The organism is Klebsiella sp. RIT-PI-d (assembly GCF_001187865.1).
In the GTDB taxonomy this organism is placed as follows: domain Bacteria; phylum Pseudomonadota; class Gammaproteobacteria; order Enterobacterales; family Enterobacteriaceae; genus Superficieibacter.
This window is the reverse complement of sequence record NZ_LGIT01000019.1, coordinates 19,877-33,261: the sequence shown is the minus strand read 5'-3', so window position 1 is coordinate 33,261 and position 13,385 is coordinate 19,877. Positions and strand designations below refer to the sequence as shown.

Below are 13,385 nucleotides of genomic sequence, written 5' to 3'. Positions count from 1 at the left end.
TGGTAATGCCGGGCGACAACATCAAAATGGTTGTTACCCTGATCCACCCGATCGCGATGGACGACGGTCTGCGTTTCGCAATCCGTGAAGGCGGCCGTACCGTTGGTGCGGGCGTTGTTGCTAAAGTTCTCAGCTAATCACTGATAACATTTGACGCAATGCGCGATAAAAGGGCATCATTTGATGCCCTTTTTGCACGCTTTCACACCAGAACCTGGCTCATCAGTGATTTTTTGGGTCATAATCATTGCTGAGACAGGCTCTGAAGAGGGCGTTCTGGGAAATATAGCGCCGAAACGCAGCAGGCATTTCGGTTAGGCTCATCCTGCTTGCGTGGGGTGAAATATTGGTATGAATTCTGGTGACAGGTTGGTTTATGAGTGCGAATACCGAAGCTCAAGGGAGCGGGCGCGGCCTGGAAGCGATGAAGTGGGTAATTGTTGCCGTATTGCTCATCGTAGCTATTGTCGGCAACTATCTTTATCGTGACATGATGCTGCCGCTCCGCGCGCTGGCAGTAGTAATTCTTATTGCTGCAGCGGGCGGTGTCGCGCTGTTGACAACCAAAGGTAAGGCTACTGTAGCTTTTGCCCGCGAAGCGAGAACCGAAGTCCGTAAGGTGATTTGGCCAACTCGTCAGGAAACGTTACACACAACATTAATTGTGGCTGCAGTGACTGCTGTCATGTCACTGATCCTGTGGGGGCTGGATGGTATTCTGGTCCGCCTGGTCTCCTTTATCACTGGCCTGAGGTTCTGAGATGTCTGAAGCTCCTAAAAAGCGCTGGTACGTCGTTCAGGCGTTTTCCGGTTTTGAAGGCCGCGTAGCAACGTCGCTTCGCGAGCATATCAAATTACACAATATGGAAGAGTTGTTTGGTGAAGTCATGGTCCCGACCGAAGAAGTGGTCGAAATCCGTGGCGGCCAGCGTCGCAAAAGCGAGCGCAAATTCTTCCCGGGCTACGTGCTGGTCCAGATGGTCATGAACGATGCAAGCTGGCATCTGGTACGTAGCGTACCGCGTGTGATGGGCTTCATTGGTGGCACCTCCGATCGTCCTGCGCCAATCAGCGACAAAGAAGTCGATGCCATCATGAACCGCCTGCAGCAGGTTGGCGATAAACCGCGTCCGAAAACGCTGTTTGAGCCGGGTGAAATGGTTCGTGTTAGCGATGGTCCGTTTGCTGACTTTAATGGCGTGGTCGAAGAAGTCGATTACGAGAAGTCCCGCCTGAAAGTTTCGGTCTCTATCTTCGGTCGTGCGACCCCGGTAGAACTGGACTTCGCGCAGGTCGAAAAAGCGTAACCAGACGATCAAAAAAGCGGCGATTTAATCGTTGCACAGGGCGCGAAATTGACATACAATTTCGCGCCTTTTGTTTTTATGGGTCATGTGCCCGTAAGACGATATTTATCACGGGGAGCCTCTTTGAGGCGTTATAACCCATTACGAGGATTTAAGAATGGCTAAGAAAGTACAAGCCTACGTTAAGCTGCAGGTTGCAGCTGGTATGGCAAACCCGAGTCCACCGGTTGGTCCAGCACTGGGTCAGCAAGGTGTGAACATCATGGAATTCTGCAAAGCGTTCAACGCGAAAACTGAATCCCTGGAAAAAGGTCTGCCGACTCCGGTTGTTATTACCGTTTATGCTGACCGTTCTTTCACCTTCATTACCAAAACGCCTCCGGCAGCAGTTCTGCTGAAAAAAGCGGCTGGTATTAAGTCTGGTTCCGGTAAGCCGAACAAAGACAAAGTAGGTAAAATTTCCCGCGCTCAGCTGCAGGAAATCGCGCAGACCAAAGCTGCCGACATGACTGGTTCCGACGTTGAAGCGATGACTCGCTCCATCGAAGGTACTGCACGTTCCATGGGCCTGGTAGTGGAGGATTAAGAAATGGCTAAACTGACCAAGCGCATGTCCGTGATCCGTGACAAAGTTGATGCAACCAAGCAGTACGACATCAATGAAGCTATCGCTCTGCTGAAAGAACTGGCTACCGCTAAGTTTGTTGAAAGCGTTGACGTTGCTGTAAACCTCGGCATCGACGCTCGTAAATCTGACCAGAACGTACGTGGTGCAACTGTACTGCCGCACGGTACTGGCCGTTCAGTTCGTGTAGCCGTATTTACCCAGGGCGCAAACGCTGAAGCTGCTAAAGCTGCAGGCGCTGAACTGGTAGGTATGGAAGATCTGGCTGAACAGATCAAAAAAGGCGAAATGAACTTTGACGTTGTTATTGCTTCTCCGGATGCAATGCGCGTTGTTGGCCAACTGGGCCAGGTTCTGGGCCCACGTGGTCTGATGCCTAACCCGAAAGTCGGTACTGTAACCCCGAACGTTGCTGAAGCAGTTAAGAACGCGAAAGCAGGTCAGGTTCGTTACCGTAACGACAAAAACGGCATCATCCACACCACCATTGGTAAAGTGGATTTTGACGCTGACAAACTGAAAGAAAACCTGGAATCCCTGCTGGTTGCGCTGAAAAAAGCGAAACCGACTCAGGCTAAAGGCGTGTACATCAAGAAAGTTAGCCTCTCCACCACCATGGGTGCTGGCGTTGCCGTTGATCAGGCTGGCCTGACTGCGACAGTGGCGAACTAATATTCGCCTTTACGTGGGCGGTGAATTTGTCTACAATTCTACCCCCACGTTTCTGTTGAAATATACAGAGCTCTATGCGAGTCATTTGAATTGCAGCAAGGCAGCAAACGAGTGAATCGCCGGGAGTGTAGTTAACTACACGACTGGTGTGAACGAGAGTAGCTAACGCCGCTGCAGTTCGAAGGACGAAGTCATAGACAAGATTTGTTCGTTGGAGCCTGGCCTATCCAGGCCTCCGTCGAAGACCGCAGGTGTTTCGCAAGAAACTTAATCCCCTGCGTAGACGGTGACAGAACGCTAAGATTATTTTTTGAATACTCTGGCTTGTTTCTGCTCACCGTATTAAGACGCTCTTTCCGTTTGGGAGAGTGAAGTGAGTTCCAGAACATGAGTTCTGGCAAACATCCAGGAGCAAAGCTAATGGCTTTAAATCTTCAAGACAAACAAGCGATTGTTGCTGAAGTCAGCGAAGTAGCCAAAGGCGCGCTGTCTGCAGTAGTTGCGGATTCCCGTGGCGTTACTGTAGACAAAATGACTGAACTGCGTAAAGCAGGTCGTGAAGCTGGCGTATACATGCGTGTTGTTCGTAACACCCTGCTGCGCCGCGTCGTTGAAGGTACTCAGTTTGAGTGCCTGAAAGACACGTTTGTTGGTCCGACCCTGATTGCATACTCTATGGAACACCCGGGCGCTGCTGCTCGTCTGTTCAAAGAGTTCGCGAAAGCGAATGCAAAATTTGAGGTCAAAGCCGCAGCCTTTGAAGGTGAGTTGATCCCGGCATCGCAAATCGATCGCCTGGCAACCCTGCCGACCTACGAAGAAGCAATTGCACGCCTGATGGCAACCATGAAAGAAGCTTCGGCTGGCAAACTGGTTCGTACTCTGGCTGCTGTACGCGATGCGAAAGAAGCTGCTTAATCGCAGTTATCTTTATCAAGCATCTGCTTACGTATAAACTTATTCTGATTTTCAGGAACAATTTAAATGTCTATCACTAAAGATCAAATCATTGAAGCAGTATCCGCTATGTCCGTAATGGACGTTGTAGAACTGATCTCTGCAATGGAAGAAAAATTCGGCGTTTCTGCTGCTGCTGCTGTAGCTGTAGCTGCTGGCCCGGCTGAAGCTGCTGAAGAAAAAACTGAATTCGACGTGATTCTGAAAGGTATCGGCGCGAACAAAGTTGCTGTAATCAAAGCAGTACGTGGCGCAACTGGCCTGGGTCTGAAAGAAGCTAAAGACCTGGTAGAATCTGCTCCGGCCGCTCTGAAAGAAGGCGTGAGCAAAGATGACGCTGAAGCACTGAAAAAATCTCTGGAAGAAGCTGGCGCTGAAGTTGAAGTTAAATAAGCCAACCTTTCCGGTTGCAGCCTGAGAAATTAGGCTGATGGCTGGTGACTTTTAGTCACCAGCCTTTTTGCGCTGTAAGGCACTAGTAGCATTTCACACTGTTTGACTGCTGGTTGTCCTGACAATGTTTGTTTCTATCGACGTCTTAATATACTGCGACAGGTTGTCCGTACTGTGTAAATCGCAGCGAAATGGTTTAAGCGTGATAGCAACAGGTATTGCGGAAAGTGTTCCATTTTCCGATCAACAAAATAGTGTTGCATAAACTGCCCCTTTGATGGGCAGCGTGGGTCGACTTGTCAGCGAGCTGAGGAACCCTAATGGTTTACTCCTATACCGAGAAAAAACGTATTCGTAAGGATTTTGGAAAGCGTCCGCAGGTTCTGGACATTCCTTATCTCCTTTCCATCCAGCTTGACTCGTTTCAGAAGTTTATCGAGCAAGATCCTGAAGGGCAGTATGGTCTGGAAGCAGCTTTCCGTTCCGTATTCCCGATTGCCAGTTACAGCGGTAACTCTGAACTACAGTACGTCAGCTATCGCCTTGGCGAACCAGTGTTTGACGTGCAGGAATGTCAGATCCGTGGCGTGACCTATTCGGCACCGCTGCGCGTAAAACTGCGTCTGGTGATCTACGAGCGTGAAGCGCCGGAAGGCACCGTTAAAGACATTAAAGAACAAGAAGTCTACATGGGCGAAATTCCGCTCATGACCGATAACGGTACCTTTGTCATCAACGGTACTGAGCGTGTTATCGTTTCTCAGCTGCACCGTAGTCCGGGCGTCTTCTTTGACTCCGACAAAGGTAAAACCCACTCTTCGGGTAAAGTGCTGTATAACGCGCGTATTATCCCTTACCGTGGCTCATGGCTGGACTTCGAATTCGATCCGAAGGACAACCTGTTTGTTCGTATTGACCGTCGCCGTAAACTCCCTGCGACCATCATTCTGCGTGCACTGAGCTATACCACTGAGCAGATCCTCGATCTGTTCTTTGACAAAGTTGTCTTTGAAATTCGCGACAACAAGCTGCAAATGGAACTGGTACCGGAACGCCTGCGTGGTGATACCGCTTCCTTTGACATTGAAGCTGACGGCAAACTGTACGTCGAAAAAGGCCGCCGTATCACTGCGCGCCATATTCGCCAGCTGGAAAAAGACGATATCAAGCATATCGAAGTCCCGGTTGAGTACATTGCAGGCAAAGTTGCGTCTAAAGATTACGTTGACGAATCTACTGGCGAGCTGATCTGCCCGGCCAACATGGAGTTGAGCCTTGATCTGCTGGCTAAGCTGAGTCAGGCTGGCCACAAGCGTATTGAAACGCTGTTTACCAACGATCTGGACCACGGTCCGTACATGTCTGAGACTGTACGTGTGGACCCAACCAACGATCGTCTGAGCGCACTGGTAGAAATCTACCGCATGATGCGCCCTGGTGAGCCGCCGACGCGTGAAGCAGCTGAAACCCTGTTTGAGAACCTGTTCTTCTCTGAAGACCGCTACGATCTCTCTGCGGTTGGCCGTATGAAGTTCAACCGTTCTCTGCTGCGTGACGAAATCGAAGGTTCCGGTATCCTGAGCAAAGACGACATCATCCAGGTGATGAAGAAGCTCATTGATATCCGTAACGGTAAAGGCGAAGTCGATGATATCGACCACCTCGGCAACCGTCGTATCCGTTCCGTAGGCGAAATGGCGGAAAACCAGTTCCGCGTTGGCCTGGTACGTGTTGAGCGTGCGGTGAAAGAGCGTCTGTCCCTGGGCGATCTGGATACCCTGATGCCTCAGGACATGATTAACGCCAAACCGATTTCTGCAGCAGTGAAAGAGTTCTTTGGTTCCAGCCAGCTGTCTCAGTTTATGGACCAGAACAACCCGCTGTCTGAGATTACGCACAAACGTCGTATCTCTGCACTCGGCCCAGGCGGTTTGACCCGTGAGCGTGCAGGCTTTGAAGTTCGAGACGTACACCCGACTCACTACGGTCGAGTATGTCCTATCGAAACGCCTGAAGGTCCGAACATCGGTCTTATCAACTCACTGTCCGTGTATGCACAGACTAACGAATACGGTTTCCTTGAGACACCGTACCGTAAAGTGACTGACGGTGTTGTAACCGACGAAATTCATTACCTGTCTGCTATCGAAGAAGGCAACTACGTTATCGCTCAGGCGAACTCCAACCTGGATGACGAAGGCCACTTTGAAGAAGACCTGGTAACATGCCGTAGTAAAGGCGAATCAAGCTTGTTCAGCCGCGATCAGGTTGACTACATGGACGTATCCACCCAGCAGGTGGTTTCCGTCGGTGCATCTCTGATCCCGTTCCTGGAACACGATGACGCCAACCGTGCATTGATGGGTGCGAACATGCAACGTCAGGCGGTTCCGACTCTGCGCGCTGATAAGCCGCTGGTAGGTACCGGTATGGAACGTGCTGTTGCCGTTGACTCCGGTGTAACTGCGGTTGCTAAACGTGGCGGTACTGTTCAGTACGTCGATGCCTCTCGTATCGTTATTAAAGTTAACGAAGATGAGATGTACGCGGGCGAAGCCGGTATCGACATTTATAACCTGACCAAATATACCCGTTCAAACCAGAACACCTGTATCAATCAGATGCCGTGTGTTTCTCTGGGTGAGCCGGTTGAACGTGGCGACGTGCTGGCAGATGGTCCGTCTACCGACCTCGGTGAACTGGCGCTTGGTCAGAACATGCGCGTAGCGTTCATGCCGTGGAATGGTTACAACTTCGAAGACTCCATCCTCGTTTCCGAGCGTGTTGTTCAGGAAGACCGTTTCACCACCATCCACATTCAGGAACTGGCATGTGTGTCTCGTGACACCAAGCTGGGGCCAGAAGAGATCACCGCTGATATCCCGAACGTGGGTGAAGCTGCGCTCTCTAAACTGGATGAATCCGGTATCGTTTACATTGGTGCGGAAGTGACCGGTGGCGACATTCTGGTTGGTAAGGTAACGCCGAAAGGTGAAACTCAGCTGACGCCAGAAGAGAAACTGCTGCGTGCAATCTTCGGTGAGAAAGCGTCTGATGTTAAAGACTCTTCTCTGCGCGTACCAAACGGTGTTTCCGGTACTATCATCGACGTTCAGGTCTTTACTCGCGATGGCGTAGAAAAAGACAAACGCGCGCTTGAAATCGAAGAAATGCAGCTGAAGCAGGCGAAAAAAGACCTGTCTGAAGAACTGCAGATCTTCGAAGCTGGCCTGTTTAGCCGTATCTACGCGGTGCTGGTTGCCGGTGGCGTTGAAGCTGAGAAGCTCGACAAACTGCCGCGCGATCGCTGGCTGGAACTCGGCCTGACCGACGAAGAGAAACAAAATCAGCTGGAGCAGCTGGCTGAGCAGTATGACGAACTGAAACACGAGTTCGAGAAAAAACTCGAAGCGAAACGCCGCAAAATCACCCAAGGCGACGATCTGGCACCGGGCGTGCTGAAGATTGTTAAGGTATACCTGGCCGTTAAACGCCGTATCCAGCCTGGTGACAAAATGGCAGGTCGTCACGGTAACAAAGGTGTTATCTCTAAGATCAACCCGATCGAAGATATGCCGCACGATGCTAACGGTACGCCGGTAGATATCGTACTGAACCCGCTGGGCGTACCGTCTCGTATGAACATTGGTCAGATCCTGGAAACTCACCTGGGTATGGCTGCGAAAGGTATCGGCGAGAAAATCAACGCCATGCTGAAGCAGCAGCAAGAAGTCGCCAAACTGCGCGAATTCATCCAGCGTGCTTACGATCTGGGTACTGATGTTCGTCAGAAAGTTGACCTGAATACCTTCAGTGATGAAGAAGTTCTGCGTCTGGCTGAAAACCTGAAAAAAGGTATGCCGATCGCAACGCCAGTGTTTGACGGTGCGAAAGAGTCTGAAATCAAGGAACTGTTACAGCTGGGTGGCCTGCCGACGTCTGGTCAGATTACCCTGTTCGACGGTCGTACTGGTGAGCAGTTTGAGCGCCAGGTTACCGTTGGCTATATGTACATGCTGAAACTGAACCACCTGGTTGATGACAAGATGCACGCGCGTTCTACCGGTTCTTACAGCCTGGTTACTCAGCAGCCGCTGGGTGGTAAGGCTCAGTTCGGTGGTCAGCGCTTCGGGGAGATGGAAGTGTGGGCGCTGGAAGCATATGGCGCAGCATACACCCTGCAGGAAATGCTCACCGTTAAGTCTGATGACGTCAACGGTCGTACCAAGATGTACAAAAACATCGTGGACGGCAACCATCAGATGGAACCGGGCATGCCGGAATCCTTCAACGTACTGTTGAAAGAGATTCGTTCGCTGGGTATCAACATCGAGCTGGAAGACGAGTAACTCTCGCTCAACAGGTCACTGGTGCCGGGGTAAGACCCGGCGCCAGATTGTGCTAACTCCGACGGGAGCAAATCCGTGAAAGATTTATTAAAGTTTCTGAAAGCGCAGACTAAAACCGAAGAGTTTGATGCGATCAAAATTGCGCTGGCCTCGCCAGACATGATCCGTTCATGGTCTTTTGGTGAAGTTAAAAAGCCAGAAACCATCAACTACCGTACGTTCAAGCCTGAACGTGACGGCCTTTTCTGCGCCCGTATCTTTGGGCCGGTAAAGGACTATGAGTGCCTGTGCGGTAAGTACAAGCGCCTGAAACACCGTGGTGTTATCTGCGAGAAGTGCGGCGTTGAAGTAACCCAGACTAAAGTGCGCCGTGAGCGTATGGGTCACATCGAGCTGGCGTCTCCGACTGCCCACATCTGGTTCCTGAAATCGCTGCCGTCCCGTATCGGCCTGCTGCTCGATATGCCGCTGCGTGATATCGAACGCGTACTGTACTTCGAATCATATGTGGTGATCGAAGGCGGTATGACCAATCTGGAACGTCAACAGATCCTGACTGAAGAGCAGTATCTGGACGCGCTGGAAGAGTTCGGTGACGAATTCGACGCCAAGATGGGTGCGGAAGCTATTCAGGCCCTGCTGAAAAGCATGGATCTGGAGCAAGAGTGTGAAACGCTGCGCGAAGAGCTGAACGAAACTAACTCTGAAACCAAGCGTAAGAAGCTGACCAAGCGTATCAAACTGCTGGAAGCGTTCGTTCAGTCTGGCAACAAGCCAGAATGGATGATCCTGACCGTTCTGCCGGTTCTGCCGCCAGATCTGCGTCCGCTGGTTCCGCTGGATGGTGGTCGTTTCGCAACCTCAGATCTGAACGATCTGTATCGTCGCGTGATCAACCGTAACAACCGTCTGAAACGCCTGCTGGATCTGGCTGCGCCTGACATCATCGTACGTAACGAAAAACGTATGCTGCAGGAAGCGGTAGATGCCCTGCTGGATAACGGTCGTCGTGGTCGTGCGATCACCGGTTCTAACAAACGTCCTCTGAAATCTTTGGCCGATATGATCAAAGGTAAACAGGGTCGTTTCCGTCAGAACCTGCTTGGTAAGCGTGTTGACTACTCTGGTCGTTCTGTAATCACCGTGGGTCCATACCTGCGTCTGCATCAGTGCGGTCTGCCGAAGAAAATGGCACTGGAGCTGTTCAAACCGTTCATCTACGGCAAGCTGGAACTGCGTGGCCTCGCCACCACCATCAAAGCCGCTAAGAAAATGGTTGAGCGTGAAGAAGCTGTCGTTTGGGATATCCTGGACGAAGTGATCCGCGAACACCCGGTACTGCTGAACCGTGCACCAACTCTGCACCGTTTGGGTATCCAGGCATTTGAGCCAGTGCTGATCGAAGGTAAAGCTATCCAGCTGCACCCGCTGGTTTGTGCGGCATATAACGCCGACTTCGATGGTGACCAGATGGCTGTTCACGTACCGCTGACGCTGGAAGCCCAGCTGGAAGCGCGTGCGTTGATGATGTCTACCAACAACATCCTGTCTCCGGCGAACGGCGAACCTATCATCGTTCCGTCTCAGGACGTTGTATTGGGTCTGTACTACATGACCCGTGACTGTGTTAACGCCAAAGGCGAAGGCATGGTGCTGACTGGCCCTAAAGAAGCTGAGCGTATTTACCGCGCTGGCCTGGCCTCTTTGCATGCGCGTGTTAAAGTGCGTATCACCGAATACGAAAAAGATGAAAACGGCGAGTTCGTCGCAGCCACCAGCATCAAAGACACGACCGTTGGCCGTGCTATTTTGTGGATGATCGTACCGAAAGGTCTGCCTTTCTCCATCGTCAACCAGGCGCTGGGCAAGAAAGCCATCTCTAAGATGCTGAACACCTGTTACCGTATTCTCGGTCTGAAACCGACCGTTATTTTTGCGGACCAGACGATGTACACCGGCTTTGCTTATGCAGCGCGTTCAGGTGCATCTGTTGGTATTGATGACATGGTCATCCCGGAGAAAAAATACGAGATCATCTCTGAAGCGGAAGCTGAAGTTGCTGAGATCCAGGAGCAGTTCCAGTCTGGTCTGGTAACCGCAGGCGAACGTTACAACAAAGTTATCGATATCTGGGCTGCGGCGAACGATCGTGTATCCAAAGCGATGATGGATAACCTGCAAACTGAAACCGTGATTAACCGTGACGGTGAAGAAGAGCAGCAGGTTTCTTTCAACAGCATCTACATGATGGCCGACTCCGGTGCGCGTGGTTCAGCAGCACAGATTCGTCAGCTGGCAGGTATGCGTGGTCTGATGGCGAAGCCGGATGGCTCCATCATCGAAACGCCGATCACCGCGAACTTCCGTGAAGGTCTGAACGTACTCCAGTACTTCATTTCTACGCACGGTGCGCGTAAAGGTCTGGCGGATACCGCACTGAAAACAGCGAACTCCGGTTATCTGACGCGTCGTCTGGTTGACGTTGCACAGGATCTGGTGGTCACTGAAGACGACTGTGGCACCCTGGAAGGCATCACCATGACCCCGGTTATCGAGGGTGGTGACGTTAAAGAACCGCTGCGCGATCGCGTTCTGGGCCGTGTAGCCGCTGAAGATATTCTGAAGCCGGGTACCGCTGACATTCTGGTTCCGCGTAACACGCTGCTGCACGAGCACTGGTGTGATCTGCTGGAAGAGAACTCCGTTGACTCTGTCAAAGTACGTTCAGTCGTATCCTGTAACACCGACTTTGGTGTTTGTGCGCACTGCTATGGTCGTGACCTGGCGCGTGGCCACATCATCAACAAAGGTGAAGCAATCGGCGTTATCGCGGCACAGTCCATCGGTGAGCCGGGTACACAGCTGACGATGCGTACGTTCCACATCGGTGGTGCGGCATCGCGTGCGGCTGCTGAATCCAGCATCCAGGTGAAAAACAAAGGTAGCATCCGTCTGAGCAATGCGAAGTCGGTTGTAAACTCTGCCGGTAAGCTGGTAGTGACCTCCCGTAACACCGAGCTGAAACTGATCGACGAATTTGGTCGTACCAAAGAAAGCTATAAAGTGCCTTACGGTGCTGTTATGGGTAAAGGCGATGGCGAGCAGGTTGCTGGCGGTGAAACCGTTGCAAACTGGGATCCGCATACCATGCCAGTTATCACCGAAGTAGCAGGTTTCATTCGTTTTACTGACATGATTGATGGTCAGACCATCACCCGTCAGACCGACGAATTAACCGGTCTTTCTTCGCTGGTGGTTCTGGACTCTGCGGAACGTACCGCAGGTGGTAAAGATCTGCGTCCGGCGCTGAAAATTGTTGATGCCAACGGTAACGATGTTCTGATCCCAGGTACCGATATGCCTGCGCAGTACTTCCTGCCGGGTAAAGCGATTGTCCAGCTTGAAGATGGTATTCAGATCGGTGCAGGTGATGCTCTGGCGCGTATTCCTCAGGAATCCAGCGGTACTAAAGATATCACCGGTGGTCTGCCGCGCGTTGCGGATCTGTTCGAAGCACGTCGTCCGAAAGAGCCGGCAATTCTGGCGGAAATCAGCGGCATCATTTCCTTCGGTAAAGAAACCAAAGGCAAACGTCGTCTGGTTATCACTCCGTTAGACGGCAGCGATCCGTACGAAGAGATGATCCCGAAATGGCGTCAGCTCAACGTGTTTGAAGGTGAACGTGTAGAACGTGGTGACGTGGTTTCCGATGGTCCAGAAGCACCGCACGACATTCTGCGTCTTCGTGGCGTACACGCGGTAACGCGTTACATCACCAACGAAGTACAGGACGTTTACCGTCTGCAGGGCGTTAAGATTAACGATAAGCACATTGAAGTTATCGTTCGTCAGATGCTGCGTAAAGCAACCATCGATAATGCGGGCAGCTCCGACTTCCTGGAAGGCGAGCAGGTTGAATACTCTCGCGTCAAGATTGCTAACCGCGATCTGGAAGCGAATGGCAAAATCGCAGCGACCTATGCTCGCGATCTGCTGGGTATCACCAAAGCGTCTCTGGCAACCGAGTCCTTCATTTCTGCTGCATCGTTCCAGGAAACGACTCGTGTCCTGACCGAAGCTGCGGTTGCAGGTAAACGCGATGAACTGCGCGGTCTGAAAGAGAACGTTATCGTGGGTCGTCTGATCCCGGCCGGTACCGGTTATGCGTATCACCAGGATCGTATGCGTCGTCGCGCAGCAGGCGAACAGCCAGCTGCACCTCAGGTGACTGCGGAAGATGCATCTGCGAGCCTGGCAGAACTGCTGAATGCAGGTCTGGGCGGTTCTGACAAAAACTAAGAGCCTACGCCTGGTGTGTTTACACATCAGACATGACCTCTGACAAAACAGCCAGCTTTGCTGGCTGTTTTTTTATATGCTGGCAGCGGAATATTCGTAAGGAGATGCGTTTGTGAGCAGAAAGGTCAGATACGTAAGCATCATTATTATTATTTCAGGTCTTTTAGCGGCCCTGTTGATGCACTATTTTTATTCATTCGATCAGCAGCAATTTTGCTTTTTTGGTAAGCAGACCTCTTACCATAGCGATACCGAACACAGCTACTGGGTCAACAAAGGTACTCAGCACAGTAATATTCCTCGCACAATTAAAAGCTGTCAGAAAGAGTCTGACGGTGCGGGCGATCTCATGTTCTCTTTATATGAAAATCTGTGCCGTGACGGACAGTTCTCAGACAAACTCAAGCCGCAGGCCAGAACTATCGTACAGACGTATTTTTCTGATTTTTCAAATAATTTAATAGATGACGATGGGCGAAGAAAGAATTTGCAGGGTTCCGACGAGGATATTTTCCGACGATTTATGAGTATGGGCGATCCCTCACAAACGTCGAAATCCTTTACTGAAGCATGCAGATATTTTGCACCCCGTAACGGCGTTCGTGAAGCCCGGCCCTGGGTGGTAATCAGCGTTGCATTTTATAGCGATCGTACATTTAGCCAATGTATGACAGAGCATAATCTTGTCAAAAAAATACCTGACGTTAAATACAGCTACTGTAAGGGAATAGGGTGGTAACGCTGAGAAGAGCAAGCCTGTTCAACATAATGGATCAGGCTTGT

Annotated in this window: 9 protein-coding genes and 1 pseudogene; all 10 read left to right on the top strand. The window is 51.2% G+C overall.

Features of this window, described 5'->3' with window-relative positions; all coding sequences use genetic code 11:
- A pseudogene (gene tuf, locus AC791_RS20135) lies at positions 1 to 137 on the top strand (elongation factor Tu); the annotation flags it as partial.
- 239 nt (positions 138 to 376) lie between these two features.
- The gene (secE, locus tag AC791_RS19415; protein WP_049842136.1) at positions 377 to 760 is read left to right on the top strand and encodes a preprotein translocase subunit SecE; all 384 of its coding nucleotides are present in this window, start codon (positions 377 to 379) and stop codon (positions 758 to 760) included.
- A gap of 1 nt (position 761) precedes the next feature.
- On the top strand, positions 762 to 1,307 hold the full coding sequence (nusG, locus tag AC791_RS19410; protein WP_002438628.1) for a transcription termination/antitermination protein NusG: 546 nt from the start codon (positions 762 to 764) through the stop codon (positions 1,305 to 1,307).
- Positions 1,308 to 1,464: 157 nt separating this feature from the next.
- Positions 1,465 to 1,893 (top strand): 50S ribosomal protein L11, encoded by a 429-nt coding sequence (rplK, locus tag AC791_RS19405; RefSeq protein WP_049842135.1) that lies wholly within the window; start codon positions 1,465 to 1,467, stop codon positions 1,891 to 1,893.
- A 3-nt stretch (positions 1,894 to 1,896) separates the two neighbouring features.
- The gene (gene rplA, locus AC791_RS19400) at positions 1,897 to 2,604 is read left to right on the top strand and encodes a 50S ribosomal protein L1 (protein WP_049842134.1); all 708 of its coding nucleotides are present in this window, start codon (positions 1,897 to 1,899) and stop codon (positions 2,602 to 2,604) included.
- A 420-nt stretch (positions 2,605 to 3,024) separates the two neighbouring features.
- Entirely contained in the window at positions 3,025 to 3,522 is a 498-nt protein-coding gene (rplJ, locus tag AC791_RS19395; protein WP_001207203.1) for a 50S ribosomal protein L10, read from the top strand.
- Positions 3,523 to 3,588: 66 nt separating this feature from the next.
- Positions 3,589 to 3,954: a 50S ribosomal protein L7/L12 gene (rplL, locus tag AC791_RS19390; RefSeq protein ID WP_049842133.1), complete on the top strand. Its 366-nt coding sequence runs from the start codon at positions 3,589 to 3,591 to the stop codon at positions 3,952 to 3,954.
- 320 nt (positions 3,955 to 4,274) lie between these two features.
- The gene (gene rpoB, locus AC791_RS19385) at positions 4,275 to 8,303 is read left to right on the top strand and encodes a DNA-directed RNA polymerase subunit beta (protein WP_049842132.1); all 4,029 of its coding nucleotides are present in this window, start codon (positions 4,275 to 4,277) and stop codon (positions 8,301 to 8,303) included.
- Between the two features lie 75 nt (positions 8,304 to 8,378).
- On the top strand, positions 8,379 to 12,602 hold the full coding sequence (rpoC, locus tag AC791_RS19380) for a DNA-directed RNA polymerase subunit beta' (protein WP_049842131.1): 4,224 nt from the start codon (positions 8,379 to 8,381) through the stop codon (positions 12,600 to 12,602).
- 112 nt (positions 12,603 to 12,714) lie between these two features.
- A complete protein-coding gene (locus tag AC791_RS19375; RefSeq protein WP_049842130.1) occupies positions 12,715 to 13,341 on the top strand; it encodes a hypothetical protein in 627 nt (208 codons plus the stop codon).
- The last annotated feature ends 44 nt before the right edge of the window (positions 13,342 to 13,385 follow it).

Coding starts and splice junctions, on each gene's coding strand:
- secE (WP_049842136.1), top strand. CDS start 377: ATGAGTGCGAATACCGAAGCTCAAGGGAGCGGGCGCGGCCTGGAAGCG.
- rplL (WP_049842133.1), top strand. CDS start 3,589: ATGTCTATCACTAAAGATCAAATCATTGAAGCAGTATCCGCTATGTCC.
- rplK (WP_049842135.1), top strand. CDS start 1,465: ATGGCTAAGAAAGTACAAGCCTACGTTAAGCTGCAGGTTGCAGCTGGT.
- rpoB (WP_049842132.1), top strand. CDS start 4,275: ATGGTTTACTCCTATACCGAGAAAAAACGTATTCGTAAGGATTTTGGA.
- rplJ (WP_001207203.1), top strand. CDS start 3,025: ATGGCTTTAAATCTTCAAGACAAACAAGCGATTGTTGCTGAAGTCAGC.
- nusG (WP_002438628.1), top strand. CDS start 762: ATGTCTGAAGCTCCTAAAAAGCGCTGGTACGTCGTTCAGGCGTTTTCC.
- rplA (WP_049842134.1), top strand. CDS start 1,897: ATGGCTAAACTGACCAAGCGCATGTCCGTGATCCGTGACAAAGTTGAT.